Genomic DNA, 26,909 nt, shown 5'->3' with positions numbered 1-26,909 from the left:
GTAGCGGCTACAACGCTTCCAGCTGCTGCACAACCTCGCTGAACCCCGGTCGCGCCAGCACATCCGGCTGACAGCAGCGCTGTTCCAGCGCCTCCAGCACCTCACGCCGATCCGCACTCAGACCCGAGTCGATGCGCGCCAGCAATTCCCCCAGCAAAATCCCGAACGCTCGCACTTCGATGCGTTGCAGTGCGCGGGTTTCCAGGTTGTCCGTGGTGGCATGGAACGACGCCGCGCCAAAGTCCCCCAGCAGACAGTCGCCCTGATCGTTCAACAGAATGTTGTGCCCATAGAGGTCGCCATGGGTGATGCCTTGTTCATGCAGATGCTCGGCGACCGACGCAATCCCCTTGGCGATGCGCAAGGCGACATCGGCACTGAACCGGCAGTCATCGGTGTAGATATCCCGCGAACAGGACGCCAGGCTCGGCAAGGCGGCGAGGTTGCGATAGCTCGGATCGATCAGTTGCATCACCAGCCCTTGCTGGCCATCGGGGTGATTGCCGATGCGGCCCTCGACCCGGATCAGGTTCGGGTGCAGCCCGGCCGTGATGCAGGCGTTCATCTCATGCAACGGCGAGCCGTCGCTGGTCATTTCGCCCTTGTAGAGTTTGACCGCCACCGAGCGCTCCGGTTGGCCGGCCGGCTGCCACACCGCACGGGAAATCACCCCGGACGCGCCTTCGCCCAGCCGTTGTTCCAGACGCAAGGTCGACCAATCGATCAGCGGCGTGGCTTCCAGTGCGGCGGCGTCGGCCTCGGTTTCCAGCGGGTTGCCGGCGTAGGCCAGCCAGGTCAGGCTCGGCAGGGTCAACAGCCATTGCGGCAATTCTGTCAGCTGGTTGGCGGCGATGCGGATCAGCTCCAGTCGATGGCACTGGCTCAACGATGGCGGCAGTGCGCGCAGACGGTTACCGGCGAGCATGAGTTTTTGCAGGAGCGGGCGCTCGCCCAGTTCGGCGGGCAGGGTTTCGATGAGGTTGTCGGTCAGGATCAGCCAGCGCAAGCGCGGTGGCAGGGCGGTGCCGGAGACCTGGACAATCCGGTTGGCCTTGAAGCCGATCATTGTCAGTGCCTGGCACTGACCCATGGATTCAGGCAGTTCGGTGAACCGGTTATCGGAGCAGAACAGCACGCGCAGATGGCGCAGGCGATGCAAGTCGTCCGGCAGGCTGCTCAGCGCGTTGCCGCTGAGGTTGAGCACCTCCAGCGTGTCGGCCAGGTCGAAGATCTCGGGTGGAAACTCGGTCAAGCCTTCGACCAGGTCCAGCCGGGTGATGCCCGACAGTTCGCCGGCGCGCAATTGAGCAAGGGTGTGCATGTAATGGGTCGCTATCAAAGAGGGCGCAGTGACGCCGGGAATGGGCGGCATGATAACGGCAAATCAGGCCGGTTCACGCACTTCCGGTAATTGCCCCAGCCGGCTGCGGGTGCGGGCCAGGTCAATGGCGTTGCCGGCCAGGCTTTCGTGCAGAGGCAGCTGCCCGAGCAGCGTCAGGTGTTTGTCCTGATCGTAGAGCACGTCGATCAGGTTGATGAAGCGCTGCTGGACCGCAATCGAGCATTCGTCCAGTTCCGGCAGTTCATCGATGATCCACTGGTCAAAGCGCCGGCACAGCTCCAGATAATCCATCACGGCCGTGGGCTGCTCGCAAAGGTCATTGAAGGTAAAGGCGACGCGGCGGTCTGTGCACAGACGCGCCTGTAAAACCCGGTTGCCGACCGCTAACGGCTGCGGCGCGGTATCGCGTGGTGGCAAGTCCAGTGCCAGACGTTGTGCCGGCGTGGCCGGCCAAACGTAATGGCCCTGGGTGAACAGTTGATGCGCGTGGTTGCGCGCCTGGCTGCGGTAGTCGTGGGGGCCGCCGACTTCCATGACCTGCATGCGGGCATTGATCAGGTCGATCACCGGTTTGAACCGCGCGTGGTACAGCGGGTTGGGCAACAGTCCTTCCGGCGGATAGTTGGAGGTCACCAGCAACAGGATTCCGCGCTGGAACAGGGCTTTGTACAAGCGGGTGATGAGCATCGCGTCACCGATGTCATGCACATGGAACTCGTCGAAGCACAGCACCCGGCAGTCCTGCAGCAACTCATCGAGGGTGGCGCCGAGGGCGTCCTCCTGTTCGCGATGCCTGAACATGCCCTGGTGGAGGCGGGCGAAGAACTCATGGAAGTGCAGGCGCTGTTTCTGCTGGATCGGCAACGCCTGGAAAAAACCGTCGAGCAACCAGCTCTTGCCGCGTCCGACGGCGCCGTGCAGGTAAAGACTGGGCGGGGTTTGCGCCGAAGGGCCGAACAACAGGCCGGCCTGCTGTGCCATGCAGTCGATCACCCGCTGCTGGCTGTGGCTGAGGGTGTAGCCCTGGCCATGGGCCTTGTGCCGGAAATAATCGCGAATCGACTGGGCGCTGGCGCAATGGCCAGCACTGGCCAGGTTTCGCTTGCCGAACAAGCGGCGTAATCCTGAAAGGCGTTGTGACAGACGCGAACGTTCGGGCGGTCGGGCGGGCACGGTGAGGTCACTCCGTCATCGTCAGGCCGGCTCCCCCCGAGCGCGGCGGCGTAGTGTAACCAGACGGATAGTTTTCCTTCCACTGCGCTTTATCGGCCGGCGACTTTTCTGGACAGCATTCTGCGGCGCGTACAGGTTTTTTCAGCGTCCTGGCGTGCCGGATCGCCAATCTTTCGAAACAAATCCCGCCCGATCAGTGGATCCAATCGACTGGCGCAATCGGCGTCCGTTGCTAACCTGAAACACTGTAACGACACAGACGCTGTCGCCATCAAGGAACGGGCAGTGAATGCAGGGATGGTCTGGGCATTGCTGGGCGGGTTCGCAACAACGGTGCAGGCGGCTGACTTGCAGGTTGAGGTGCGCGTCGATGTGCAGCGCGGTTGCCAGTTGATCGGCCAGCAGCGCGAAGCCGGTATCGAGCAACTGGGCGTGCTCGACTTCGGCAGCACGGCGCGCCTCGACGATCCGGCCGGGCCGCTCGGGGCGGCGCTGATCAATTCGCGATTGCCGCGCCTGGAATGCAACCCGGACACGCCGTATCAGTTGCGCGTCGATGGCGGCCTGCACGGCGGGACGGGCGAAGTGCGCTACATGGCAGGCGAGTCGGGTGGCAAAGCCATTCCTTACCGTTTGTATCAGGACGCCGCGCGGCGAGTGCCGCTGGTGGTGGACGTGCCGGTCACCGGGAGGGTGCCGGACAGCGGTTCGGTTGAATTGCCGCTGTATGGGCGGATCGAGCGGATGGCCGAAGTTCCGCGTGTCAGCCGGTATTCGGATCTGGTCAAGGTTACGGTCACCTGGTGATCGAGCCGGATGCAACAGGAAATCGACGTTCAATGACGAACGCAGAGGTCGAGTGATGCTGAAGGATCAGAAGGAGTAGGGACGCAATGACAGGCAAGCACTGGCTGGTAGTCGCCACAGGCGCATTGCTGTTGCTCACCGAGGACGCGCAAGCCGCGATCAACGGGCAGATTCACGCGCGGCTGATTCTGATCGCCGGCTGCGAGGTGACCAATTCGTCCAGCATCGCCAGCCCGGTGGGCGATTTCGGCAAACTCGATTTCGGCCAGCAGGGCCCGACCTGGAATGCGCCGATCAAGGCCAGCCTGGCCAATGACAGCAGCGGCCGGCTCAACGTGGCCTGCAATCCTTCAGTGACCGGTTTCACCGTGACCATCGACGGTGGCGCCCATGGCGACGGCAGCACCCGGCGCTTGAGCAACGGTCGCCAGACCATTCCCTATCAACTGTTTCTCGATGCCTCGGGCAGCCAGAGCTACAGCATCGGCCAACAACACAATTTCGCTGTCACCAGCGGCGCGCAGATACCCATCCCGGTATTTGGCACGGTGGTGGCGAACACCCGTGCGGTACCGGTGGGTGTCTACACCGACACCCTGACGGTGACGCTCGATTGGTAAACCGTAGAGGAAGGACACCATGCGTACGATTGCATCAAGGATAGGTTTGTCGTTGCTCGGCCTGACGCTGGCCTCCAGCGTCAACGCCGCCACCACGGTCACCGGTCAGATCACCTCCAGCCTGATCCTGATCAGCAGTTGCCAGGTCAACGGTTCCGGCGGGTCCTCCGGTCTGAACTTCGGTGCCTTGAACTTCGGCACCGCCAACAGCCTGTTCACCACGGCCACCGGGCAAGTGCTGGGCGGCGGTGGCGGGGCGTTGTCGATTCTCTGCTCTGCCGGCACCACGCCGACGGTCAAGGTGCGGGCCGGTGCCCATGACGGGTTGTCGCCCGGCGGCACCCGCGCGCTGTACGACGGTGTCGCCAACTATGTGCCTTACGACTTGTACACCGATGCCGGGCACTCGCAATTGCTGGCCATCGACGGCGTGATCAACCTCGCCGCCAGCACCGGTGTGGCGCAGACCGTGAACATCTACGGTCAGGCGGTGGGCAAGGCCGGCCTGCCGGCGGGCACTTACACCGACACCATTTCCGTTGAACTGACGTTCTAGTGCCATGGGCCGGCATGGCTGTGCGGCGCTGCTGGTGCTGTGCGCGGGGGCTGTGCCGTTGCCGCTGGCGGCGGTGACCAGCCAGAGCTTTCAGGTCAGCGCGACGATCACACCGGGCTGCCTGGTGGTGGGGGGCGTGTCGAACTATGGCGGGCTGAATTTCGGCTCGAGTTCCGCCCTGGCCACCGGCACGGTGCAAGTGGCATTGACCGGTGGCGTGCAGTTGCAATGCACGCCGGGGGTGACGCTGAACATGACGGTCGATGGCGGTCAGTACAACAGCGGCGGGCGACGCATGCAGATCAGTGGCGGCAGTGCGAAGGTGGCGTATGCGCTGTTTCGCGATGCGGCCTACAGCCAGAGTCTGGGCATCGGCCAGACCGTGGCGGTCGCCTATAGCGACGCCAACAACATCAGCCTGCCGATCTACGGTCAGGTGCAATTGCCGGGCAATCAGCCTGGGGGGACATACAGCGACGTGTTGCAGGTGCAGCTGTCGTGGTGATGCAAGGCTCAAGGAGCGGGTTTATGGGGTTTATCACGTCACGGCCATGGCTCGTGCGTTGCGCGATGTTGATGTGGGCTCTGCTCGCTGCGGTCAAGGCGCAGGCGGCCAGTTCGGTGCTGATCTGGCCGATCGACCCGGTGCTCGAAGCCGATCAGCAGGCCAGTGCGCTGTGGCTGGAGAATCGTGGCAGCGAAACCGCCAACCTGCAGATCCGCGTGTTCGGCTGGAGCCAGAACGGTTTCCAGGAGCAATACCAGAACCAGCGTGACGTGATCGGCAGTCCACCGGTGGCGAAGATCGAGCCGGGGCAGAAGCAACTGGTGCGACTGACCCGGACCAGAGAAGTCCCGCCCGGCCAGGAACTGGCCTACCGGATCATCATCGACGAAATTCCCTCGGCCCAGCCGCCTGCCGCCGACGCCGGGAAAACCGCCGCCGCGATCCGCTTCCAGATGCGCTATTCGGTGCCCCTGTTCGCCTACGGCGCGGGGCTGTGGAGCAAGGAAGACACGACGCGTCAGCGTGATCCCAAAGGCATCGGCCTGCCGCAATTGAGCTGGCGCACGGTGGCGGTGGATGGCCGGCCTTATGTGGAGGTGCGCAATCAGGGCGCGGTGCATGCGCGCTTGACCGATGTTGCGCTCAAACAGGGCGGGCAGAGCAAGCCGCTGGCGGAAGGGCTGTTGGGTTATGTGTTGCCCGGCGCGGTGATGCGCTGGCCGGCGCCGGGACCTGTGGCGGGGGAACTGGCGGGACGGATCAATGGCGCAGCACAAGTGCAGAGCATCGCTCCGGCGAAGTAGCGATGGCGGCCTGCGGGTCGGGTAGTGCGGGGCCGCCAGGCAAGCGATTGGCCGGCGGGCAACAGCGGTTTCAGGAGGAACCAGTCCATTGACGGACGAAACACGCTAATGAGTCCGGGATGGGCTCGCCGTATTCAGCGTCCGTTGTGGCTTGTCACCGGCGCGTGTTGCCTGATGTTCATTCATCCATCCGGGGCCGGCGAACTGCCGCCGCCTCCCAGCGGCATGGAGGCCGTCAGCGATGCTCAGTTGTTTCTGGAACTGGTGGTCAACCAGATGAATACCGGTCGGGTGGTGGCGGTGGAGCAGCGCGGCGGGCGGTTGTTCCTGCCGGCCAGTGTGTTGCGTGACACCGGTATGAAACTGCCCGAGAGTGCGGGGGCTGAAGTCGATCTCGACGGTCTGCCGGGGCTGCACAGCGACTACGACAGCGTCAGCCAGCGACTGTTGCTCGACGTGCCGCCGGACTGGCTGCCGGAGCAATTCATCGGTAACCGTCAGGTCTACCCGCGCACCCCGGCGCTGAGCAGTTTCGGCGCGTTGTTCAACTATGACCTGTACCTCAACGACACCGATGACGCCGGGACTTATCTGGCGGCATGGAACGAGGTGCGGGTGTTCGACAGTTGGGGCACGCTGTCCAACACCGGGCAGTACCGGCGCACCTTGTCGGGGGATTCGGTCAGCACGCTGAGCAACGGGTATCTGCGCTACGACACCACATGGCGCTTCTCCGATGATGAGCGGATGCTGACCTACGAGGCGGGGGACGTGGTCAGCGGCGCCTTGCCGTGGAGCAGCTCGGTGCGTCTGGGCGGCGTGCAGTTCTCCCGGGATTTTGCGGTGCGCCCGGACCTGGTGACTTATCCGCTGCCGCAGTTCGCCGGTGAAGCGGCGGTGCCGTCCTCGGTGGACCTGTTCATCAATGGCTACAAGTCCAGCAGCACCGATTTGCAGCCGGGGCCGTACACGCTGACCAACATTCCGTTCATCAACGGTGCGGGCGAAGCCGTGGTGGTGACCACCGATGCGTTGGGGCGGCAGGTATCGACCACCGTGCCTTTCTATGTCACCAGCAGCCTGTTGCAAAAGGGCTTGAGCGATTTTTCGGTCAGCGCCGGTACGCTGCGACGTGACTATGGGTTGAAGGATTTCAGCTACGGGCCGGGCGTGACGTCGGGCAGCCTGCGCTATGGCATCAGCGACAGCTTCACGTTGGAAAGCCACGCCGAAGCGGCCGATTCACTGACCCTCGGCGGGCTCGGTGGCAATCTGCGGCTGGGCAATTTCGGGGTCCTCAACAGTGCGATCAGCCAGAGCCGTTTCGACGGTGACGGTGGTCAACAACTCAGTCTCGGTTATCAGTACAGCGCTCAGCGTTTCAGCTTTTCCTGGCAACGGTTGCAACGCCGCGACCAGTACGCCGACCTCACGGTGGTCGACAGTCCTTACACCAGCCTCAGCAAGCGTAGCGAGCAGGCGACCCTGAGCCTGAACCTTGAGCGGTGGGGCAGTCTGGGTGTCGGTTACTTCGATATCCGGGCGGCGGACGATACCCGCACGCGGTTGCTCAACCTGAGCTGGAGCAAGCCGTTATGGCACAACAGCAGTTTCTACCTGTCGGCCAACCGCGAAATCGGCGATGCCAACTGGGCGGTGCAGGCGCAACTGGTGATCCCGTTCGATCTGCGCGGCAGCCTGGCCATCAGCAGCGAGCGCAGCAAGACCGGGCAGACGCAACAACGCGTCAACTACAGCCGTGCCGTGCCGTCCCAGGGCGGGGTAGGTTTCAATCTCGGTTATGCCAACGGCGACGGGCCTGATTACCGTCAGGCCGATGTGACCTGGCGTCTGCAATCGGTGCAGTTGCAGGCCGGTGTCTACGGCACCTCGGATGCGGAAACCCGCTGGGCCGATGCCAGCGGTTCGCTGGTGTGGATGGATCATCAAGTGTTTGCGGCCAACCGCATCGACGATGCCTTCGTGGTGGTCAGTACCGATGGTTATGCGGATGTTCCGGTGCGTTACGAGAATCAGCAGGTCGGTCAGACGGATCGCAACGGCCACTTGCTGGTGCCGTGGAGCAGTGCCTACTACCGAGGCAAATACGAAATCGATCCGTTGAACCTGCCGGCCAACGTGCGCAGCCCGAATGTTGAACAGCGCATTGCCGTGCGCCGTGGCAGCGGTTATCTGCTGGAGTTTCCGCTGAGCCGGGTGATTGCTGCGAGCATCGTCCTGGTGGATGCGCAGCAACAGGAACTGCCGCTGGGCAGCGGCGTATTGCACGAGGAAAGCGGCACGCGAACGGTGGTGGGCTGGGATGGGCTGGTCTACCTGGAAAACCTGCAGGCGCAGAACTCGCTGAGGGTGACCCTGGCGGATGGCAAGACCTGTCAGGCGCAGTTCAATGTGGATCTGCAACAGGATCAGGTGCCGCTGATCGGTCCGTTGGTGTGCCAATGACGAGGGTTCGGCTCTGTCTGTGGCTGGTGCTGACGTTGCCGGGGGCGGCGCAGGCGCTGTGTTCGGTGGTCACCACCACACCGGCCGCGTTCGGCACGATCAGTTCGATTGCGGTCCGCACGACCTCGCAACCCAGTTCCACGCTGAACGGTGGTTTGAGCTGTACGGGCTCGCTACTGTCCTTGCTGAGCACCAGCGACCACTTCTGGGCCACGGTGACTTCGACCCAGAGTGGTTTGCTCGGGCCGACCGGCGACGTCATCGGCTACACGATCTACGCCAACAACAGCACCAGTTATCCGCTGACCCGCGGCACGGCCTACGACTTCGCCCGCAACGGCATCATCGATGCGCTCGGATTGCTCGGTGGTACGGTGCCGAAAACCGTGCCGCTGTACTTCGGCACCACCATCGGCAGCAACGTAGCAGCCGGGGTGTATACCGAAACCCTGAGCATTTTCTGGAACTGGAACTACTGCTCCGGGATTGGCATCGGCTCGGTGTGTCTGGGGCGCGATATCGGTAGCGGCACCACGACGCTGACAGTGAACCTGACAGTGGCCAACGATTGCACCATCACTGCGCCCAACATCGCCTTCGGCAGCGCCCCGGTGATCAGTGCGTTTACCCCGGTGACCGGTCAGACCATCAACCTGGCCTGCACCAAGGGCAGCGCCTATACCGTGGGTTTGAACGATGGACAGAACGCGGTCAGTGTCGGCGGTCGACGACGAATGATTTCCGGCAGCAATTACCTGGCCTACGACATTTTCAAAAGCGCCGGCACCACTCGCTGGGGCAGTGTCGGTGCGGAGCGACGGGCCAGCAGCGATGCCGAGGTCAATCCTGGCAATGGTTTGGGCACCGGCAGCCAGATCTTCAACTACAACGCGAAGATCTACACCGATCAGACCACGCCGCCCGCCGGCACCTATCTGGACAACGTGGTACTGGATGTCGGCTTCTGATCCGATCAGAAGCGCACGGTCTGCTTGAGGAGCTGCGCTGCCGGGGTGTCGGTCGGGCTGACCATCGCGTAGTTGTAACCTTCGCCGGACCAGTATTCGGCCTGTAAATCCCCGTCGAGTCGGCTACCGCGTGGCAGGAAGGTGTTTTTCGGCCCGGGCGGGCGCACGTAGAAACTTACTTTGTGCCCGGCGCGATCCTCATACATCACCATCGCCGCGGGACCTTCTTCGGTGCTCAGCAGGCGACCGCTGACCGGTCGGAAACCCGCCGCCGTCAGGTCCGGCAGGCGATTGGCCTGGGTGAAGTAACGGTCGAGCCAGCGCTGCATGTCACCTTCGCCGCCGACCTTGTAGTCCGCCGGCAGAATCCCTTGCTGGGCGATCAAACGGTACGCCTGCAAGGCATCGGTCATGGGCGCAACCGTGCGCACAAAGGTTATTTCCCGGGCTTGCCAGCCACTGATACCGCCGATGCTGACCGCTATCAGCAACACGGCTGCGCTGGCCCATTGTCGGCGCGATCGATGCTTGAGCCGTTGGCGGATCAGTGCCGGGTCCAGATCCGGGTTGACCGGTTGTTGCAGGGCGCCACCGAGGGCGGCGCGCAGGTGCTGGGCATCCTGTTGCCAGGCGCGGATCAATGCGGCGTCGTCGGGGTGGCTGGCCAGCCAGTTTTCCAGCACACGCCGGTCGGCGTCGCTGAGCTGGTGGTCGATGTAGGCGTGCAAATCACGCTCGCTGGGGGGCAGGCTGATCATTTGAGTATCCGCAAGGAAGGGCTGCTGATTTCGCCGTCGCTGAGCTGGCGCAAAGCCTGGCGGGCGCGGGACAGGCGCGACATCACGGTGCCGGTGGGGACGTCGAGGATCTCGGCGACCTCCTTATAGGTCAAGCCTTCCACCGACACCATCAACAGCAGGGCGCGCTGCTCGGTGGGTAGACGATCGAAGGCTTGCAGGGTCGATTGGGCAATCACGGTGCGTTCTACCGAGGGTTCGGCGTCATCGCGGCCGGTGAAGAATTCGAGCATCCGCGCGTAGCGCCGAGAGCGTCGGTGCGCATCAAGGAACTGGCGATACAGGATCGAAAACAGCCACGCGCGCAGATCGCCCTCGGCGCGTTTGTCACCCCAACTGGACAGGGCGCGCTCCAGGCTGGCCTGCACCAGGTCATCGGCGCTGCTGCCGTTGCGCGTCAACGACACAGCAAAGCGCCGCAATCTGGGAATGATTTCTCTCAGTTGTTCGTCGAATTCGCTCATGAAGTTCTGCTAGTCACTACGCTGTGGACTAGGAAGACGCCCGGCATTCGAGGTTATTCCACGCTCGGAAAAATAAATACCGGGCCGTGGAATAAATCCTGATGGCGTGCGTCTTGCTGATTCTTCCTACTTGTGGCCGATGGCCCTGGAGTCTTTCATGGTTGATCGCAGCTCACCGCCCGGCGGGCCACAACGCCCGCCACTGAGTGCCGCGAGCCTGGTGTTGCGTCTTGGCGGTATCGCCGTGGTGGTCGCAGCAGTGGCCGGGGCGTTTGCCTACGTTCATGGCTCGTTTGACCCACAACGCCTGACGCCAAAGGCGTTGGTCGATGTGCTGGAAAAGAACAACGGCGTGCATCCCGGGTTTCGCCGCAACCACGCCAAGGGCGTGTGTGTGATCGGACATTTCGAGAGCAGCGGTGAAGCGCGGCCGTTCTCCGTTGCGCAGGTGTTCAACGAGCCACGCACAGCGGTGGTCGGGCGATTTGCGTTGCCGGCGGGCAGTCCTTATGCACCGGACAGCGCCGTACCGATTCGCAGCCTGGCGCTGCGTTTCACTCAGGCCAACGGCCAGCAGTGGCGTACCGGGATGAACAGCATGCCGGTGTTCCCGGTCGGCACGCCCGAGGCGTTCTATCAATTGCAGCAGGCGCAATCGCCGGATCCGGCGACCGGCAAACCGGACCCGACCAAGGTCCCGGCGTTCTTTGCCTCGCACCCGGAAGCCGTACCGTTCCTGACCTGGATAAAGGGCGCCAAGCCTTCGGCCAGCTATGTCACGGAAACCTACAACAGTGTCAACGCGTTCTATCTGGTCGATGCCAGCGGCAAGAAGCAAGCCGTGCGCTGGAGCATGACGCCATTGGCGCAGGATCCCGCGGGGGCCTCGGCGCCGGAAGGCAGCGACTTTCTGGAGAAGGATCTGGTGCAACACCTGGCCGAAGGACCGCTGCGTTTTCAGTTGAACATCACCCTGGCCAACGCCGACGATCCGGTGAACGACGCGAGCAAGGCCTGGCCTGCCGGTCGCAAAGTGCTGAACGCCGGCACCCTGGTGCTGGAAAAGACTCAGCCGCAGCTCAGCGGCGAATGCCGTGACATCAACTACGACCCACTGGTCCTGCCCGCCGGGATTGAAGGTTCCGACGACCCGCTGCTCGCCGCTCGTTCAGCCGGTTACGCCGATTCCTACCTGCGTCGCACCAGCGAAGTCAGCCAACTGCCCGCCGCCAAACAGGAGGCTCGCCCATGAGAACGCCACCGACGCATTTCAATCCGCTGGCGCGACTGCTGCACTGGCTGATGGCGCTGATGATCATCGCCATGCTGTTTATCGGCGCCGGCATGGTGACCTCGGTATCGGCGCGGCATGAATGGCTGATCAACCTGCACAAACCGCTGGGTATCGCGATCCTGTTGCTGGTGATCGTGCGCATTCTGGTGCGACTGGGCACGCGTCAGCCGCCACTGCCGGAGGACTTGCCGGGTTGGCAGGTGATGGCGGCCAAGGCGTCGCATGTGTTGTTGTACGCGCTGATGCTGGTGTTGCCGCTGCTGGGATGGGCGATGATCAGCGCGGCGGGGGATCCGGTGATGCTTGGCCATTCGTTGCAATTGCCATCGATCCTGCCGGCGGATGCCCAGGTGTTTGCGCTGTTGCGCAAAGCACACGGTTATCTGGCGTATCTGTTGTTTCTGACCGTGTTGCTGCACCTGGCGGCGGCGCTGTTCCATGGTTGGGTGCGCCGTGACGAGGTGCTCGACAGCATGCTGCGGGGACGGAGTCGCGACTGACCACGGACGTTAATCTGGCGTGGCGAGGGAGCAAGTCTGCTCGCCACGTTTTTGCGGTGCGAGCGTTCGCCACCAGTACAACAACGCGACCATGTTGATTCCGGCACCCAACCAGCAGACACCCGGCCATCCTGCCCAGGCGTACATGGCCGTCGAGGCGATTGAGCCCACGGCGCTGCCAATCGAGTAAAACAGCATGTAGCCGGCGGTCAGTCGGCTTTGTGCCTGCGGGCGGACGCTGTAGATCATGCTCTGGCTGGTGACGTGCACAGCTTGCAGGCCCAGATCCAAAGTGATCACGCCTAGCAGCAGCGCCCACAACGAGGATTGGGTAAAGGCAATCGGCAGCCATGAGCCGAGCATCAGCAGCAAGGACAGGCCGCTGACCCATTGGCCGAACCCTCTATCCGCCAAGCGCCCAGCTCTTGCAGCCGCCAGTGCGCCAGCCGCGCCGGCCAGTCCGAACAATCCGATTTCGCTGTGGGAAAGCGACAGTGGCGGGGCGGCGAGCGGTAGAACCATCGGCGTCCACAGGACCATGGCGCTGGCGAAGGTCAACAGGGCCAGAATCGCCCGTTGTCGCAGTACCGGTTCCTCTTGGAATAACCGGAACACCGAGGCGATCAGCGCTGTATAGGACGTTGCCGGTTGCGGGCTCTCGTCCTTGGGCAGCACGCGAAACAGTAGCAACGCCATGACCAGCGTCAGCCCTGCGGACAACAGATAAATCGCCCGCCAACCGGCCAGATCCGCCATCCCGCCGGCCACAGTGCGCGCGAGCAAAATGCCGACCACGATGCCGCTGGTGATGACGCCGACGACGTGTCCGCGTTGCGCCGGGATGGCCAGGGTTGCGGCATAGGCCACCAGCACTTGAGTGACGACGGCGAGCAGACCGGTCAGGGTCATGCCGATCAGCAGCCAGGTGCTGCTGGTTGCCAGCGCGATCATCAGCAATGCCGCGGCGGACAACAGGGTTTGCGTGACAATCAAGCGCCGACGGTTGAGCAGATCGCCGAGCGGCACGAGCAGTATCAGCCCGACGCCGTAGCCGACCTGGGTCAGCGTGATGACGATGCCGATACTGGCGGGCGACAGGTTGAACGCTGCGGCCATGGCATCCAACAGCGGTTGAGCGTAATACACGTTACCCACCGCCAGGCCGCAAGCGATGGCGAACAGCAACACCACGCCGCTGCCGAGTGTTTGAGCTTTCATGTCCCGATTCCTTTTCAGGTTTTAAATTAAAACTGGATTGACGGTAAGTAATCTGGTTTTGTTTTGCAACCTGGTTGGATAAAAGTGCAGCGCAAAAAAAAGATCGCAGACACGCTGCGATCTTTCATGTGGCGAAAAACAGGGGGGGATCAGCGCAGGGTGTCGACCATGTCGGCGATGGTGGTCAGCACGTCTTTGCCCAACTGTTTCGAGCGTTGGCCCGACCAGCCGGTGAGCGGGTTCGGTGCGTCATCGTGATCCTTGAACGGCATTTCCAGGGTCAGCGACAGGCAGTCGAACTTCTGGCCGACGCTGTTGCAGGCCAGGGTCATGTTGGCCTGGCCCGGTTCGTCGCGGGTGTAGCCGTACTTTGTCTGGAAATCTTTGGTGGTGTGTTTCAGGTGGCTGCGGAAGTGTTCTTCGAGTTTCTCGATCCGCGGGGTGTAGCCCGGATTGCCTTCGCAGCCGGCAGTGAACACGTGGGGGATTTCTTCATCGCCGTGTACGTCGAGGAACAGATCGACGCCGTACTTTTCCATTTGCTGCTGTACGAAAAGGACTTCAGGGCTGACTTCTTGACTGGCGTTCTGCCAGGCGCGGTTCAGGTCCTGGCCCATGGCGTTGGTGCGCAGGTGGCCGTGGAAGGCACCGTCCGGGTTCATGTTCGGCACCAGGTACAGATCGGCACTTTCCAGCAACTTGTTCAGCACTGGATCGTTGTGATGCTCCAGACGCTCGATCACGCCTTCCATGAACCACTCGGCCATGTGCTCGCCGGGATGCTGCTGGGCGATGATCCAGATCTTGCGTCGGCCTTCAGCGCCAGTGCCTTTGCGCAGCAGTTGAATATCACGGCCTTCGACGCTTTTGCCAGTGGCCAGCAGCTCGGTGCCGGCCTTGGTCAGCGCTTGCTCGATCAGCCAGTCATGACGGCCACGGCTGTAGGGTTCGAAGTAGGCGAACCAGGCGTGAGTCTGCTCGGCTTCAAGGCAGAAACGCAGGCTGTCGCCTTCGAATTGGGTCGGAATGCGGAACCAGTTGACGTGGTCGTAGGAAGCGACGGCCTGATAGCCGGTCCAGGCTTTGTTGTAGGAGGACTGGCTGGCGTTGACCAGGCGGAACCAGTGTTCCTGATGAACATGCAGGCCACTGGCCTTGAAGTGGAACCACTGGAAGTGGGCGCTGCGGGTATCTGGCCGAATCGCCAGAACCGGGCTGAGCGGGTTGCTGATGTCGATGACTTGGATGTTGCCGCTGTCGAAGTTGGCGCTGATGTCGAACGAAGATTTGGCCACGGTCATAATCGGTTCCTGAATATGATTTTTATGGCGGCTACTTTACACGCAAGACAGGGGTGAAACCGAGGGAAATTGCGGGGTGTGGCGGGGGGCGTCCTCCATGACGCGGATGCAGCTTAGTAGCTGTGCGATTGATTCTCAAGTGCTAATTGGCATTACTTTTCCCTAACGCGGGCGGGGTTCTCTTGCCAAGCGATATTCTTTTGATATTATCCGCGCCATCGAATTTGCAGCACCCAAAGACTTCATTAGCCTGAAGCCACAAGCCAGAAAACTGGCAAAAAAAAGACCCGGCAAAAAGCCGGGTCAAAAACCGTGATTAGCCTGATGAGGAGATAGTCCAGAAGACCGACCTAAGGTCTCTGGTCCATCGACTGATCTCGCGATCAGCTGCATGCAATAATAATCATTATCATTTGCAAGTCAAACGTTTTTATCTGCTCGATTGGAAAATTCTTTCCCGTCCGTCTTCAGCGAACACCGGCATCGAGCGAGTGATCGACCATCGCTCGTGCCATGTCCACCATGTGCACGACCGAAAAAGCCAAATCCCGACTGACACCCTGCAAGCCGTCTGCTGCCTTGAATGCCGTGGCCGCTGCACATCGCAGCAAATCCGAGGCGTGGACCAGGGATTCTTCGCCACTCAGGTTGCTGTTCACGCCGAAAAAACGTTCTTCCACATCCGGTTCTGACACAGCCGGTTTCAAGTAATAGTCCAATGCCCGCTGCGCAGCGGCGCAACCTTGCGCAGACGTGAAGGTGGTGTCCATTTGCAGGTCGGGCAGGTCTTTGCTGGTGATGTTCATGGTGAAAGGTCACTCCTTGGTCGATTCAAATCCGTGATCCAAGAATAGTACCTAGAGTATTTGTGACCAGAATTTAAATACTACAATATGTGTTTTGATGGCCCGGGACGGGCACGTATGGTGCCGCACATGGATAAATGGATTGAGTTGGTCAAGGCCAAAATGAGTGAACTCAACGTCACTCAAGTCGAACTCGGCGAGCGCGTCGGCATGTCTCAGGGCGGTATCGGCCATTGGCTGAACAAACGCCGTGAGCCCGGCATCACGCAGATGAACCGCGTGCTGAAAGCGCTGGGCATGGAGTTTCTCGAAGTCGCGGTAGTGATCCGCGAACCGCAAGTCGACAAGGACGACGAAATGCCTCTGGCGCAGAAGTACAACCCTTACTTCCGCTATCCGGTCAGCGACTGGAAAACCCCGATCGAGGCCCGTGAAGCCCAACCGGCGTATTCGAGCGGCAAGGACAAGCGACGTTTCGAACTGACGGATTACCATGCCCGTGGCCCGGCATTCTGGCTCACGGTAATGGGCAACTCGATGACCGCACCAACCGGGCAGAGCATCGGCGAGGGGATGCTGATCCTGGTGGATCCGGCGGTGGAGGCGGAGCCCGGCAAACTGGTGATCGCCCAGTGGCAGGACAGTGATGAAGCGATTTTCCGCAAACTGATCGAAGAGGGCGGCCAGCGTTACCTGATGCCGCTCAATCCGACCTGGCCGAAAGCCGTGTTTACCGACGAGTGCCGAATTATCGGTGTCGTGGTTCAGGCATCGGCCAAGTACTAGTCAGATCGATCCTCGCCAGGCGTAGGATCGATCCACCTTTCAAGCTTCTTCCAGCTCGACCAGCGCGCTGCCTTCGCTGACCATTTCGCCTTCCTGGCAATACAGCGCCTTGATCACACCGGCATGGGGTGCGCGGATGCTGTGTTCCATCTTCATCGCTTCCAGCACCACCAGTTGAGCGCCGGCTTCAACCGTTTGCCCAGCCTCCACCAGCACCCGTACGATGCTGCCGTTCATCGGTGCAGTCAGACCACCCTGATGGCTGTGACTGGCTTCGACAGCACTGATCGGGTCGTACGTTTCAACGCGCCGCAATTCGCCATCCCATTGCAGATACAGAACTTCTCCATGACGAATCGCACGCAGTTGACGACGCAAACCATCGCGCTCGATCACCAGTTGCTCGCCGATCAATTTTGCATTGCCGCCAGCACCGAGCGTGAGCGCCCGATCCTGCCCCTCGCAACTTAAATGCAGAGTGATTTCACGTGGCAACCCCGCGCGCAAGCCGCTGTGAAGCGCCCAAGGCGAGGCCGGATCATCTTCCCGAGTCATCCCCGGCAAACTCTGCGCAAAAGCCTGCGCCGCCGCATCCCAGAATTCATCGCTCAGCGCGACAGGCGCTGGCAGTAGCTGTTCCTGATAGCGAGGAATGAACCCGGTATCCAGCTCCGCCGCCGCAAACGCCGGATGACCGATAATCCGCCGCAGGAAGTTGATGTTGGTCTTCAACCCGCCAATCGCGAACTCATCGAGCATGCTCAGCAGCCGCAACCGCGCCTGCTCACGATCCTCGCCCCAGGCAATCAGCTTGCCGAGCATCGGGTCATAAAACGGCGAAATCTCATCGCCTTCCTCAACGCCCGCATCAACGCGGCGCCCCGGTCCAACGGTGGATTCGCGATACAGATCGAGGCGTCCGGTAGCCGGCAGGAAATCATTGGAAGGATCTTCCGCATACAGCCGCACTTCAATCGCATGCCCGTTCAGCGGCACCTGATCCTGAGTGATCGGCAACGCTTCGCCACGAGCAACGCGAATCTGCCACGCCACCAGATCGAGCCCGGTAATGGCCTCGGTGACCGGGTGTTCGACCTGCAGCCGCGTGTTCATCTCCATGAAGAAAAACTCGCCGCGAGCGTCCAGCAAAAACTCCACCGTGCCGGCGCCGACGTAACCGATAGCCTGCGCCGAACGTACCGCCGCTTCACCCATCGCCCGACGCAGTTCCGGATTCAAGCCCGGTGCCGGTGCTTCTTCGACGACTTTCTGGTGCCGACGCTGAATCGAGCAGTCGCGCTCATTCAGATACAGGCAATTGCCATGCTGATCGGCGAACACCTGGATTTCCACGTGACGCGGCTTGAGCAGGTATTTCTCCACCAGCATCCGCGAATCGCCGAACGACGACTGCGCTTCACGCTGGGCCGAAGCCAGCGCTTCAGCCAGTTGGCTGACGTCTTCAACGACCTTCATGCCCTTGCCACCACCGCCGGCAGTGGCCTTGAGCAGCACTGGATAGCCAATGCGCTCGCAAGCATCGCGGAAGGTGTCCAGATCCTGGGCCTCACCGTGATAACCCGGCACCAGCGGCACGCCGGCCGTTTCCATCAGAGCCTTGGCGGCGGATTTGCTGCCCATCGCATCAATGGCCGAGGCCGGCGGGCCGAGGAAGATCAGGCCCGCCGCTTCGATGGCGCGGGCAAACCCGGCGTTTTCCGATAGAAAACCATAACCCGGATGAATCGCCTGGGCGCCGCTGGCCTTGGCCGCCGCGATCAGTTTGTCGATTTGCAGATAACTGTCGGCCGCTTTGCTGCCGCCCAGATCGACGCGGATATCCGCTTCACGGCTGTGCCGCGCTTCCCGGTCGGTGGCGCTGTGCACGGCAACGGTGGTCAGGCCCAGGGCCTTGGCGGTACGCATGACCCGGCAAGCGATTTCGCCACGGTTGGCCACCAGCAGGGTGGTGAGAACAGGTGCGCTCATCAACGCGGCTCCTTGGTGGTGGTTGCGGCTTGCCAGCTCGGCGGACGCTTCTGCAGAAAGGCCCGCAAGCCTTCCTGGCCTTCCGGGCTGACGCGGATGCGGGCGATGGCATTTTCGGTGTAGCGGCGCAGGGCCGGAGTCAACGCGCCGTTGCCGACTTCACGCAGCAGATCCTTGCTGGCGCGCATGGCGGCGGGGCTGTTGAGCAGGAGGTTGTCGATCCATTGTTCGACTTTCTGTTCAAGCTCGGTCGCCGGATAGCTTTCCGACAACAAACCGATTTCCCGCGCCCGCTGCCCGCCGAAACGTTCGGCCGTCAGCGCATAACGCCGTGCCGCGCGCTCGCCGATGGCCTGCACCACGAACGGACTGATCACCGCCGGCGCCAAGCCAATGCGCACTTCCGACAGGCAGAACTGCGCGTCGTCCGCGCCAATCGCCATGTCGCAGCAACTGATCAGACCCAATGCTCCGCCGAACGCCGCGCCTTGCACCACGGCCACGGTCGGGATTTTCAGTTTGGCGAGGTTGTACATCAGCTCCGCCAGTTCCCGGGCGTCGTCGAGGTTGGTGTGGTAATCGAGTTCGGCCGATTGCTGCATCCAGGCCAGATCCGCGCCGGCGCTGAAGTGTTTGCCGCGTCCGCGCACCAGCAGGAAACGCAGGCTGGCGTCGCTGGCGACTTTGTCCAGCGCCAGGATCAGTTCGCGAATCATCTCGGCGTTGAACGCGTTGTTCTTTTCTTCGCGGCTCAGCCACAGGGTCGCGAAACCCCGTGGATCGCTCTGCAATTCGAGGGTGTTGAAGTCGCTCATGAGGTTCTCCCGATCACATCCGGAACACGCCGAAGCGGCTCGGTTCGATAGGCGCGTTCAACGACGCGGACAAGGCCAGAGCCAGCACATCGCGGGTCTGCGCCGGGTCGATGACGCCGTCGTCCCACAGCCGTGCGCTGGAATAGTAGGGGTGACCCTGCTCTTCGTACTGATCGAGAATCGGTTGCTTGATCTCGCTTTCCTGCTCGGCACTGAACGCCTGGCCGCTGCGTTCGGCCTGCTCGCGCTTGACCTGAACCAGCACGCCGGCCGCCTGTTCGGCACCCATCACGCCGATGCGCGCGTTTGGCCACATCCACAGAAAGCGCGGATCGTAGGCTCGCCCGCACATGCCGTAGTTACCGGCGCCGAAGCTGCCGCCGATGATCACGGTGAATTTCGGCACCTTGGCGCACGCCACGGCGGTCACCAGTTTCGCGCCATGTTTGGCGATGCCGCCGGCCTCGTATTTCTGGCCGACCATGAAGCCTGTGATGTTCTGTAGGAACAGCAGCGGGATGCCGCGTTGGCAGGCCAGTTCGATGAAGTGCGCGCCTTTTTGCGCGGCTTCGGCGAACAGGATGCCATTGTTGGCGAGGATCGCGATCGGGTAGCCGTGCAGATGGGCGAAACCGCACACCAGCGTCGTACCGAACAGCGCCTTGAATTCATCGAACACCGAACCGTCGACCAGTCGCGCAATCACTTCGCGCACATCGAACGGCTGCTTGGCGTCCGCCGACACCACACCGTACAACTCGTCGCTGGCGTACAGCGGCGCAATCGGCGCGCGCTGCTGCACTTCGCCGAGCTTGCGCCAGTTGAGGTTGGCGACGCTGCGGCGGGCGAGGGCGAGGGCATGCTCGTCGCTTTCGGCGTAATGGTCGGCGACCCCGGAAATCTTGCAGTGCACATCGGCACCGCCGAGGTCTTCGGCGCTGACCACTTCACCGGTCGCAGCTTTCACCAAGGGCGGGCCGGCGAGGAAAATCGTCGCCTGATTGCGCACCATGATCGCTTCGTCGGCCATCGCCGGCACATACGCGCCGCCCGCAGTGCACGAGCCCATGACCACAGCGATCTGCGGGATGCCCATGGCACTCATGTTGGCCTGGTTGAAGAAGATCCGCCCGAAGTGCTCGCGATCCGGAAACACTTCGTCCTGACGCGGCAGGTTGGCGCCGCCCGAATCCACCAGATAGATGCACGGCAGGCGATTCTGCTGGGCGATGGTCTGGGCGCGCAGGTGTTTCTTTACGGTCAGCGGGTAGTACGAACCGCCTTTCACAGTCGCGTCGTTGGCGACGATCATGCACTCGACGCCTTCCACGCGGCCGATCCCGGCAATCACGCCGGCGGCGGGCACGTCTTCGCCATACACGGCGTGGGCGGCCAACTGGCTGATTTCCAGAAACGGAGAGCCCGGATCGAGCAAACGGTTGATCCGCTCACGCGGCAGCAGTTTGCCGCGCGAGGTGTGACGTTCCTGAGCTTTCGCGCCGCCACCCTGAGCCACTTGGGCGAGCAGGGTGTGCAGGGCGTCGACCTGTTCGAGCATCGCCGCGCTGTTGGCGGCGAACTCCGCTGAACGGGGGTTGAGCTGGGTATGCAGGATAGCCATGGACAGCTCCGTTTAGCGGGTTTCGTTGAACAGTTCACGACCGATCAGCATGCGACGGATCTCACTGGTACCGGCCCCGATTTCGTACAGCTTGGCGTCACGCAGCAGACGGCCGGCCGGGAATTCGTTGATGTAACCGTTGCCGCCGAGAATCTGGATCGCGTCGAGGGCCATTTGCGTGGCGCGTTCGGCGGTGTAAAGGATCACGCCGGCGGCGTCCTTGCGGGTGGTCTCGTTGCGCTCGCAGGCCTGGGCCACGGCGTAGAGGTAGGCGCGGCTGGCGTTGAGCTGGGTGTACATGTCGGCGACTTTGCCCTGGATCAGCTGGAATTCGCCGATGCTCTGGCCGAACTGTTTGCGGTCGTGGATGTACGGCACGATCAGGTCCATGCACGACTGCATGATCCCGGTCGGGCCACCGGACAGCACGACGCGCTCGTAATCGAGGCCGCTCATCAGCACTTTCACTCCGCCGTTGAGTACACCGAGGATGTTTTCTTCTGGCACTTCGACGTCATCGAAGAACAGCTCGCAGGTGTTGGAACCGCGCATGCCGAGCTTGTCGAACTTGTTGCTGCGGCTGAAGCCTTTCCAGTCGCGCTCGACGATGAAAGCAGTGATGCCGTGCGGGCCTTTTTCCAGATCGGTCTTGGCGTAGATCACGTAGGTGTTGGCGTCGGGGCCGTTGGTGATCCAGGTCTTGCTGCCGTTGAGGACGTAGCGGTCGCCGCGTTTTTCGGCGCGCAGTTTCATCGAGACCACGTCGGAACCGGCGTTCGGTTCGCTCATGGCGAGTGCGCCGACGTGTTCGCCGCTGATCAGTTTCGGCAGGTACTTGGATTTCTGTTCGTGGTTACCGTTGCGGTTGATCTGGTTCACGCAGAGATTGGAGTGGGCGCCGTAGGACAAAGCCACGGAAGCGGAGCCGCGGCTGATTTCTTCCATCGCCACGACGTGCGCCAGGTAACCCAGGCCCGCGCCGCCGTACTCTTCCGGTACGGTGATGCCGAGCAGGCCCATGTCACCGAACTTGCGCCACAGATCGGCGGGGAACAGGTTGTCGCTGTCGATCTGCGCGGCGCGCGGAGCGACCTCCTTGGCGACAAAGGACTGAACCTGATCGCGCAGCATGTCGATGGTTTCACCGAGGGCAAAGTTCAGGGATGGGTAGCTCATGGGTCACCTTTTGGCTTTTTTGTAGGGTAGGGAGAAGGGCGTTTCAGTTCTCACCTTTACGTTAACGTAAGCCTGTGACGAATGGCTGTCAATCACCCTTTACGTTAACGTCAACTTGAGCGAGAGTAGGGCCAGTTCTGAATGGTCGGAGCTCATATGGCTCCGGTCCAACACCCACTAATAAAGACAATAGGGGTCGTCATGGATCAACCCAGTGCAAACCCGCAGCGCAGCTACACCCTTGGTTCCCAGGACAAAGCCTTGCTGGCGATGACCATCGGGCAGAAGTTCGACGAGACCGTCGCGCAGTACCCGGACGGTGAGGCGCTGGTGGTGCGCCATCAGCAGCAGCGTTACACCTGGCGGCAACTGGCCGACGCGGTGGACGTGCATGCCAGAGCCCTGCTGGCGTTGGGTTTGCAGGCCGGTGACCGGCTCGGCATCTGGGCACCGAACTGCGCGCAGTGGTGCATCACTCAGTTCGCCACCGCGAAGATCGGCGTGATCCTGGTCAACATCAACCCGGCCTACCGCAGCTCCGAACTCGAATACGTGCTCAAGCAATCCGGTTGCCAATGGCTGGTCTGCGCGGGTGCCTTCAAATCTTCGAACTATCACGGCATGTTGCAAGGCTTGCTGCCGGAGCTGGCCGAGCAATCCATCGGCGAACTGCGCAGCGAGCGCCTGCCGGAGCTGCGCGGTCTGATCAGTCTCGATCCACAACCGCCTTCGGGTTTTCTCCCGTGGTCGCAACTGGCAGATCTGGCCGCCAGTGTCTCTCCAGAACAATTGCGTGAACGCAGCGATAGTCTGCACTTCGATCAACCGGTCAACATCCAGTACACCTCCGGCACCACCGGTTTCCCCAAGGGCGCGACCCTCAGTCACTACAACATCCTCAACAACGGTTACATGGTCGGCGAAAGCCTCGGCCTGACCGCCGCCGATCGCCTGGTGATCCCGGTGCCGCTGTATCACTGCTTCGGCATGGTCATGGGCAACCTGGGCTGCATCACCCACGGCAGCACGATGATTTACCCCAACGATGCCTTCGATCCGCTGCTGACCCTGAGTACCGTCGCCGAAGAAAAGGCCACCGCGTTGTACGGCGTACCAACCATGTTCATCGCCATGCTCGATCAGCCACAACGCGCCGAGTTCGACCTGTCGACCCTGCGCACCGGGATCATGGCCGGCGCCACGTGCCCGATCGAGGTGATGCGCCGGGTCATCAACGAAATGCACATGAGCGAAGTGCAGATCGCCTACGGCATGACCGAAACCAGTCCCGTGTCCCTGCAGACCGGGCCATCGGACGAACTGGAACTGCGCGTGACCACCGTCGGCCGCACCCAGCCGCAACTCGAAAGCAAGATCATCGACGAGGCCGGCAATCCGGTACCACGCGGCACCATCGGCGAGCTGTGCACTCGTGGTTACAGCGTGATGCTCGGCTACTGGAACAACCCGCAGGCCACCGCCGAAGCCATCGACGCGGCAGGCTGGATGCACACCGGCGACCTGGCGAGCATGAACGACGAGGGTTACGTGTGCATCGCCGGCCGTAACAAGGACATGATCATCCGCGGCGGCGAGAACATTTACCCGCGTGAACTCGAAGAGTTCTTCTTCACCCACCCGGCGGTGGCGGACGTGCAGGTGATCGGCATTCCCTGCTCGCGCTACGGCGAGGAAATCGTCGCCTGGATCAAATTCCATCCCGGCCACAGCGCCACCGAACAAGAGCTGCAAGCGTGGTGCAAGGAGCGCATCGCCCACTTCAAGACGCCGCGTTACTTCAAGTTTGTAGAGGAGTTTCCGATGACGGTGACGGGCAAGATCCAGAAATTCCGGATGCGTGAGATCAGTATCGAGGAGTTGCGCAATAACGAGGGCTGACAGAATCAATCTGTGGGGGCTTGGCTCCCACAGTTTCAACTTTCTATATCGATCAGAGCCTTCGAAGCCAGGGCGCGGACCCTGGCTTCGAAAGCGGCGCTTATTGCTTTACTTCTACATTTTCCAACGCCTGATTCACCGCCAACTCACCCAACATCACCACTTGCGCAATGCCCAGCAGGGTCTTGCGGTTCGGCCCTTCCAGCAGGCCGGCAAAGTCACCGAGCATGACCGTGGCTGACGCGAGGGATTCGCACGCGTTGGCCAGCAAGGACTCCGTGTCGGTTTGCGGGTTGACCATGAACATGTCGTTGGGGGTGTAGGGCGTGGCCATGATCTGGGCTGCGGGTGTCAGGTAATAGTCGAGCGCACGTTCGGCGGCGTCGTGGAGTTTTCTTGAATCGGGAAATTCGTAGGGGGACACCGGATCTTCTAACGGTGGAATGACGGTCTTGGACATCAGCTGGAACTCCGGACAGAGTCGCTTGAGGATTTTTATCGACGGCTGCCAAGCAGTGAGGGGACAAGCCCCTCACCGAGGCGGCAACTACCGCGAGACGTGATGGTTATCCAGCACACGATTGACCAGCAGCTCACTCAGCATGATGACCTGCTGCAGTATCTGCATCGCCTTGCGCTGCGACGGATCGACGGTGTTGCCGAGATCCCGGGCCATGTCACTGGCCGACGACAGCGTTTCGCACGCTTCGACCAGCAGCGTTTCGTCATCCACCGTTGGATTGACCAGATAGATCTTGCCGGGCTTGCGCGATGGCTTGGACGTCTTCTGCGCCCCGGGATCGAGGTAATGATTGATCGCCCGCTCGGTTGCCGTTTTTATGTTTTCGGCTTCGAGTGCGGCGTCGTAGGGGATTGAATCGGTTTCTGGTGGGTTTGGTGTGGCTTTGAACATACGTGTAACTCCTATCGCAGACTTCAAGGAGCCATCACCCACGCTACCAAACGATGGGTGGCGGCCATACGCGGGTTGGTAGACCGGCTGCAATAGGAACCCGGCGCTCACGAATGAGCCCCACGCATGACCACCATAAAACAGAGCCCCAAAAGGGACTGCATACGGTGTTGCCATACAGCTATTACAGACGGGCTACCAAACCCGATCACTGTTTTTCAGTGACAGGGAAACGATATAGCCCTCTCCAAGCTGCGTAAGCCGGCGGATTCTGGCGTACGCGTAGGCAACGACGCAAGGTGTTGTAGCCCTTATGGCGTAACGGTTCGTGTAATTTAAACGCGCATGCGGCGCCGTGTTTACACACAGCGAAAGCCGTGAACCCTCCGTGTTTTTGTTGGGATGACTTGTATGTGTTGGGGGGGCTGGATGTTGAGGCACAAGATCAATTGTCTCACTGAGATCTTGCCGAGTGAGCGCTTGCAGGAAGATCGAGATAGGGGTAGATCAGTCGCGGACAATTTCAGAACGCCAGAAAGCACAAAGGGGAGCCGAAGCTCCCCTTTAATTTTGTCGTCGCGTGCTCTTTTTTATTATTGAGGGTCGGTCTGTTGTTGTTTTTGGCAACCGTGGCCCTTTACCGCTGTTTTTGGCGACCCCCATCCGGGGTCAAGAGCAAACGTATTTTTTTGAGCGCTGATCTGCTTTCTCGCTAGGCGATCCAACCGATTCGGGAGCTACCTGAAGGTAGTTTTATTGTTCTCTGCCCGGTTGCGGGTCATTCCGAGGAACACCCTGAAAAGCACACCTTCTCCAAAAAAATCTGTTAGCTGCGTCTCTGCCGTGTTGTTTTTGTTATGTCAGAGTCGGTACGTCTTATTTTTATTGGTTTGCTGCTTTTTATTCTTGTTATGCCATAGAGATAGCAGAAGCCGTGCCAACTTTTCAAAACCCTTGTAAATCAATGGTTTGAGTTTTTTGAAGGATTTTTCCTTCAGGCAAAACCAGACAATTTGTTTCCGTGTTACTCGCCTATGCCCACGTTTCGGACACAGCGGTAACACCTTCGCCCTCACTGTGCGCTACGAGCCTTGGCCACGCGCGAACCCGTCGGGCGACCCAGCACGGCGCTGATTTGTTGGCCGGCAGCAATCAAGGCGTCGAGGTCGATACCGGTCTCGATGCCCAGGCCGTTGAGCAGGTACACCACGTCTTCAGTGGCGACGTTACCGCTGGCGCCCTTGGCGTACGGGCAGCCACCGAGGCCGGCGATAGAGCTGTCGAACACCGCGATGCCTTCCAGCAGGCTGGCGTAGATGTTGGCCATGGCCTGGCCGTAGGTGTCGTGGAAGTGGCCGGCGAGTTTCTCGCGAGGCACATACTTCGACACTACTTCGAACAGCCGGCGGGTGGCGCCAGCAGTGCCGGTGCCGATGGTGTCGCCCAGCGAAACTTCGTAGCAGCCCATCGCGTACAACTCACGGGCGACCATGGCGACTTGTTCCGGGGCGACCTCGCCTTCATAAGGGCAACCCAGCACGCAGGAAACGTAACCGCGCACGGTAACGCCGTGCTGTTTCGCCGATTCCATGATCGGCGCGAACCGCGCGAGGCTTTCGCTGATCGAGCAGTTGATGTTGCGTTGCGAAAACGCTTCGGATGCCGCAGCAAACACCGCAACTTCCTTGACCCCGGCGGCCAGCGCATCTTCAAAACCGCGCAGGTTGGGCGCCAGCGCGCCATAGGTCACGCCGGGCTTGCGCTGGATTTGCGCGAATACGTCGGCGGAACCGGCCATCTGCGGCACCCACTTGGGCGAAACGAAACTGCCGACTTCTATATAGCCAAGGCCGGCGGCGCTCAGCGCGTCGACCAGTTGCACCTTGTCGGCGACGCTGATGGGCTGGGCTTCGTTCTGCAGGCCGTCACGCGGGCCGACTTCGATCAGGCGTACTTTGGAGGGGAGGGACATGGCGTTGACCTGCTCTTTTGAATTCCTGCGGACCCCTTGTGGGGGGGGGGGGGGGGGGGGGGGGGGGGGGGGGGGGGGGGGGGGGGGGGGGGGGGGGGGGGGGGGGGGGGGGGGG

The 26,909-nt window shown here is 61.5% G+C and carries 25 protein-coding genes; 11 read left to right on the top strand and 14 right to left on the bottom strand.

Going from position 1 to position 26,909, the window contains the following annotated elements:
* Window positions 1-7: 7 nt before the first annotated feature.
* Window positions 8-1,321 carry a protein kinase gene (locus AC1RMX_RS28420; protein WP_096822319.1) on the bottom strand — a complete coding sequence of 438 codons (1,314 nt, stop codon included), beginning with the start codon at window positions 1,319-1,321 and terminating at the stop codon, window positions 8-10.
* Between the two features lie 63 nt (window positions 1,322-1,384).
* Window positions 1,385-2,515: a cell division protein ZapE gene (gene zapE, locus AC1RMX_RS28415; protein ID WP_493073783.1), complete on the bottom strand. Its 1,131-nt coding sequence runs from the start codon at window positions 2,513-2,515 to the stop codon at window positions 1,385-1,387.
* Between the two features lie 297 nt (window positions 2,516-2,812).
* Here zapE and AC1RMX_RS28410 point away from each other — a divergent pair, with 297 nt between their 5' ends.
* The 7 genes from AC1RMX_RS28410 (at window position 2,813) to AC1RMX_RS28380 (ending at window position 9,243) form a co-directional block, all read left to right on the top strand.
* Entirely contained in the window at window positions 2,813-3,322 is a 510-nt protein-coding gene (locus AC1RMX_RS28410; RefSeq protein ID WP_096822317.1) for a Csu type fimbrial protein, read from the top strand.
* Window positions 3,323-3,408: 86 nt separating this feature from the next.
* Entirely contained in the window at window positions 3,409-3,942 is a 534-nt protein-coding gene (locus AC1RMX_RS28405; RefSeq protein ID WP_096822316.1) for a Csu type fimbrial protein, read from the top strand.
* 19 nt (window positions 3,943-3,961) lie between these two features.
* Window positions 3,962-4,498 (top strand): Csu type fimbrial protein, encoded by a 537-nt coding sequence (locus AC1RMX_RS28400; RefSeq protein WP_102621735.1) that lies wholly within the window; start codon window positions 3,962-3,964, stop codon window positions 4,496-4,498.
* A gap of 4 nt (window positions 4,499-4,502) precedes the next feature.
* Window positions 4,503-5,003 (top strand): Csu type fimbrial protein, encoded by a 501-nt coding sequence (locus AC1RMX_RS28395; protein ID WP_096822314.1) that lies wholly within the window; start codon window positions 4,503-4,505, stop codon window positions 5,001-5,003.
* Window positions 5,004-5,026: 23 nt separating this feature from the next.
* Window positions 5,027-5,809 (top strand): fimbrial biogenesis chaperone, encoded by a 783-nt coding sequence (locus tag AC1RMX_RS28390; RefSeq protein WP_192558441.1) that lies wholly within the window; start codon window positions 5,027-5,029, stop codon window positions 5,807-5,809.
* A 108-nt stretch (window positions 5,810-5,917) separates the two neighbouring features.
* On the top strand, window positions 5,918-8,275 hold the full coding sequence (locus AC1RMX_RS28385) for a fimbria/pilus outer membrane usher protein (protein ID WP_493073782.1): 2,358 nt from the start codon (window positions 5,918-5,920) through the stop codon (window positions 8,273-8,275).
* Window positions 8,272-9,243 (top strand): Csu type fimbrial protein, encoded by a 972-nt coding sequence (locus AC1RMX_RS28380; protein ID WP_096822311.1) that lies wholly within the window; start codon window positions 8,272-8,274, stop codon window positions 9,241-9,243. Before AC1RMX_RS28385 ends, AC1RMX_RS28380 begins: the two co-directional genes overlap by 4 nt.
* Before the next feature lie 5 nt (window positions 9,244-9,248).
* On the opposite strand, the gene AC1RMX_RS28375 is transcribed toward AC1RMX_RS28380, so the two are convergent.
* Together AC1RMX_RS28375 and AC1RMX_RS28370 are read right to left on the bottom strand one after the other, a co-directional pair.
* Window positions 9,249-10,001 carry an anti-sigma factor family protein gene (locus tag AC1RMX_RS28375; RefSeq protein ID WP_493073780.1) on the bottom strand — a complete coding sequence of 251 codons (753 nt, stop codon included), beginning with the start codon at window positions 9,999-10,001 and terminating at the stop codon, window positions 9,249-9,251.
* A complete protein-coding gene (locus tag AC1RMX_RS28370) occupies window positions 9,998-10,504 on the bottom strand; it encodes an RNA polymerase sigma factor (protein WP_102621740.1) in 507 nt (168 codons plus the stop codon). Before AC1RMX_RS28370 ends, AC1RMX_RS28375 begins: the two co-directional genes overlap by 4 nt.
* 157 nt (window positions 10,505-10,661) lie before the next feature.
* On the opposite strand from AC1RMX_RS28370, the gene AC1RMX_RS28365 reads away from it, so the two are divergent.
* Entirely contained in the window at window positions 10,662-11,756 is a 1,095-nt protein-coding gene (locus AC1RMX_RS28365; RefSeq protein ID WP_493073778.1) for a catalase family peroxidase, read from the top strand.
* Window positions 11,753-12,298, top strand: a complete 546-nt coding sequence (locus AC1RMX_RS28360) for a cytochrome b (RefSeq protein ID WP_096822307.1) — start codon at window positions 11,753-11,755, stop codon at window positions 12,296-12,298. The genes AC1RMX_RS28365 and AC1RMX_RS28360 overlap by 4 nt, the downstream gene beginning before the upstream one ends.
* A gap of 9 nt (window positions 12,299-12,307) precedes the next feature.
* Here AC1RMX_RS28360 and AC1RMX_RS28355 read toward each other — a convergent pair whose 3' ends face one another.
* The 3 genes from AC1RMX_RS28355 to AC1RMX_RS28345 all read right to left on the bottom strand — a co-directional run bounded on the left by AC1RMX_RS28355 (window position 12,308) and on the right by AC1RMX_RS28345 (window position 15,623).
* Window positions 12,308-13,516, bottom strand: coding sequence for an MFS transporter (locus AC1RMX_RS28355; protein WP_493073777.1), 1,209 nt, complete (start codon window positions 13,514-13,516; stop codon window positions 12,308-12,310).
* A gap of 149 nt (window positions 13,517-13,665) precedes the next feature.
* On the bottom strand, window positions 13,666-14,817 hold the full coding sequence (locus AC1RMX_RS28350) for a M14 family metallopeptidase (RefSeq protein ID WP_096822305.1): 1,152 nt from the start codon (window positions 14,815-14,817) through the stop codon (window positions 13,666-13,668).
* Window positions 14,818-15,284: 467 nt separating this feature from the next.
* Window positions 15,285-15,623: a DUF6124 family protein gene (locus AC1RMX_RS28345; RefSeq protein ID WP_493073775.1), complete on the bottom strand. Its 339-nt coding sequence runs from the start codon at window positions 15,621-15,623 to the stop codon at window positions 15,285-15,287.
* A 129-nt stretch (window positions 15,624-15,752) separates the two neighbouring features.
* Here AC1RMX_RS28345 and AC1RMX_RS28340 point away from each other — a divergent pair, with 129 nt between their 5' ends.
* A complete protein-coding gene (locus tag AC1RMX_RS28340; protein WP_102621757.1) occupies window positions 15,753-16,409 on the top strand; it encodes a LexA family protein in 657 nt (218 codons plus the stop codon).
* A gap of 39 nt (window positions 16,410-16,448) precedes the next feature.
* On the opposite strand, the gene AC1RMX_RS28335 is transcribed toward AC1RMX_RS28340, so the two are convergent.
* From AC1RMX_RS28335 to AC1RMX_RS28320, 4 genes are read right to left on the bottom strand one after another with little or no spacing between them, the layout of a single operon-like run.
* A complete protein-coding gene (locus AC1RMX_RS28335; protein WP_493073774.1) occupies window positions 16,449-18,398 on the bottom strand; it encodes an acetyl/propionyl/methylcrotonyl-CoA carboxylase subunit alpha in 1,950 nt (649 codons plus the stop codon).
* Complete coding sequence (locus AC1RMX_RS28330; RefSeq protein ID WP_085712437.1) at window positions 18,398-19,213, bottom strand: gamma-carboxygeranoyl-CoA hydratase; 816 nt, start codon at window positions 19,211-19,213, stop codon at window positions 18,398-18,400. The genes AC1RMX_RS28335 and AC1RMX_RS28330 overlap by 1 nt, the downstream gene beginning before the upstream one ends.
* Window positions 19,214-19,226: 13 nt before the next feature.
* The gene (locus tag AC1RMX_RS28325; protein ID WP_007951515.1) at window positions 19,227-20,834 is read right to left on the bottom strand and encodes a carboxyl transferase domain-containing protein; all 1,608 of its coding nucleotides are present in this window, start codon (window positions 20,832-20,834) and stop codon (window positions 19,227-19,229) included.
* A 12-nt stretch (window positions 20,835-20,846) separates the two neighbouring features.
* Entirely contained in the window at window positions 20,847-22,010 is a 1,164-nt protein-coding gene (locus tag AC1RMX_RS28320) for an isovaleryl-CoA dehydrogenase (protein ID WP_102621744.1), read from the bottom strand.
* 201 nt (window positions 22,011-22,211) lie between these two features.
* On the opposite strand from AC1RMX_RS28320, the gene AC1RMX_RS28315 reads away from it, so the two are divergent.
* Complete coding sequence (locus tag AC1RMX_RS28315; RefSeq protein WP_493073772.1) at window positions 22,212-23,909, top strand: AMP-binding protein; 1,698 nt, start codon at window positions 22,212-22,214, stop codon at window positions 23,907-23,909.
* A 100-nt stretch (window positions 23,910-24,009) separates the two neighbouring features.
* Here AC1RMX_RS28315 and AC1RMX_RS28310 read toward each other — a convergent pair whose 3' ends face one another.
* From AC1RMX_RS28310 to AC1RMX_RS28300, 3 genes are all read right to left on the bottom strand, one after another.
* Window positions 24,010-24,369 carry a DUF6124 family protein gene (locus AC1RMX_RS28310; RefSeq protein ID WP_096822298.1) on the bottom strand — a complete coding sequence of 120 codons (360 nt, stop codon included), beginning with the start codon at window positions 24,367-24,369 and terminating at the stop codon, window positions 24,010-24,012.
* Between the two features lie 87 nt (window positions 24,370-24,456).
* A complete protein-coding gene (locus AC1RMX_RS28305; protein ID WP_493073771.1) occupies window positions 24,457-24,822 on the bottom strand; it encodes a DUF6124 family protein in 366 nt (121 codons plus the stop codon).
* Between the two features lie 1,072 nt (window positions 24,823-25,894).
* Complete coding sequence (locus AC1RMX_RS28300; RefSeq protein WP_493073770.1) at window positions 25,895-26,794, bottom strand: hydroxymethylglutaryl-CoA lyase; 900 nt, start codon at window positions 26,792-26,794, stop codon at window positions 25,895-25,897.
* Between the last annotated feature and the right edge of the window lie 115 nt (window positions 26,795-26,909).

This window comes from Pseudomonas sp. GW822-FHT03F04, from assembly GCF_058801405.1.
Note: the sequence above shows the minus strand (reverse complement) of the source record. Positions and strands in the feature narration are given on the sequence as shown.

Excerpts from the sequence above, each read along its gene's own strand:
- AC1RMX_RS28350 (WP_096822305.1), bottom strand. The coding sequence starts at position 14,817 with ATGACCGTGGCCAAATCTTCGTTCGACATCAGCGCCAACTTCGACAGC.
- AC1RMX_RS28375 (WP_493073780.1), bottom strand. The coding sequence starts at position 10,001 with ATGATCAGCCTGCCCCCCAGCGAGCGTGATTTGCACGCCTACATCGAC.
- AC1RMX_RS28305 (WP_493073771.1), bottom strand. The coding sequence starts at position 24,822 with ATGTTCAAAGCCACACCAAACCCACCAGAAACCGATTCAATCCCCTAC.
- AC1RMX_RS28420 (WP_096822319.1), bottom strand. The coding sequence starts at position 1,321 with ATGCACACCCTTGCTCAATTGCGCGCCGGCGAACTGTCGGGCATCACC.
- AC1RMX_RS28360 (WP_096822307.1), top strand. The coding sequence starts at position 11,753 with ATGAGAACGCCACCGACGCATTTCAATCCGCTGGCGCGACTGCTGCAC.
- AC1RMX_RS28390 (WP_192558441.1), top strand. The coding sequence starts at position 5,027 with ATGGGGTTTATCACGTCACGGCCATGGCTCGTGCGTTGCGCGATGTTG.
- AC1RMX_RS28325 (WP_007951515.1), bottom strand. The coding sequence starts at position 20,834 with ATGGCTATCCTGCATACCCAGCTCAACCCCCGTTCAGCGGAGTTCGCC.
- AC1RMX_RS28405 (WP_096822316.1), top strand. The coding sequence starts at position 3,409 with ATGACAGGCAAGCACTGGCTGGTAGTCGCCACAGGCGCATTGCTGTTG.
- AC1RMX_RS28300 (WP_493073770.1), bottom strand. The coding sequence starts at position 26,794 with ATGTCCCTCCCCTCCAAAGTACGCCTGATCGAAGTCGGCCCGCGTGAC.
- AC1RMX_RS28410 (WP_096822317.1), top strand. The coding sequence starts at position 2,813 with ATGGTCTGGGCATTGCTGGGCGGGTTCGCAACAACGGTGCAGGCGGCT.
- AC1RMX_RS28320 (WP_102621744.1), bottom strand. The coding sequence starts at position 22,010 with ATGAGCTACCCATCCCTGAACTTTGCCCTCGGTGAAACCATCGACATG.
- AC1RMX_RS28385 (WP_493073782.1), top strand. The coding sequence starts at position 5,918 with ATGAGTCCGGGATGGGCTCGCCGTATTCAGCGTCCGTTGTGGCTTGTC.
- AC1RMX_RS28345 (WP_493073775.1), bottom strand. The coding sequence starts at position 15,623 with ATGAACATCACCAGCAAAGACCTGCCCGACCTGCAAATGGACACCACC.
- AC1RMX_RS28310 (WP_096822298.1), bottom strand. The coding sequence starts at position 24,369 with ATGTCCAAGACCGTCATTCCACCGTTAGAAGATCCGGTGTCCCCCTAC.
- AC1RMX_RS28330 (WP_085712437.1), bottom strand. The coding sequence starts at position 19,213 with ATGAGCGACTTCAACACCCTCGAATTGCAGAGCGATCCACGGGGTTTC.
- AC1RMX_RS28355 (WP_493073777.1), bottom strand. The coding sequence starts at position 13,516 with ATGAAAGCTCAAACACTCGGCAGCGGCGTGGTGTTGCTGTTCGCCATC.
- AC1RMX_RS28380 (WP_096822311.1), top strand. The coding sequence starts at position 8,272 with ATGACGAGGGTTCGGCTCTGTCTGTGGCTGGTGCTGACGTTGCCGGGG.
- AC1RMX_RS28365 (WP_493073778.1), top strand. The coding sequence starts at position 10,662 with ATGGTTGATCGCAGCTCACCGCCCGGCGGGCCACAACGCCCGCCACTG.
- AC1RMX_RS28400 (WP_102621735.1), top strand. The coding sequence starts at position 3,962 with ATGCGTACGATTGCATCAAGGATAGGTTTGTCGTTGCTCGGCCTGACG.
- AC1RMX_RS28335 (WP_493073774.1), bottom strand. The coding sequence starts at position 18,398 with ATGAGCGCACCTGTTCTCACCACCCTGCTGGTGGCCAACCGTGGCGAA.
- AC1RMX_RS28370 (WP_102621740.1), bottom strand. The coding sequence starts at position 10,504 with ATGAGCGAATTCGACGAACAACTGAGAGAAATCATTCCCAGATTGCGG.
- AC1RMX_RS28315 (WP_493073772.1), top strand. The coding sequence starts at position 22,212 with ATGGATCAACCCAGTGCAAACCCGCAGCGCAGCTACACCCTTGGTTCC.
- AC1RMX_RS28340 (WP_102621757.1), top strand. The coding sequence starts at position 15,753 with ATGGATAAATGGATTGAGTTGGTCAAGGCCAAAATGAGTGAACTCAAC.
- AC1RMX_RS28395 (WP_096822314.1), top strand. The coding sequence starts at position 4,503 with ATGGGCCGGCATGGCTGTGCGGCGCTGCTGGTGCTGTGCGCGGGGGCT.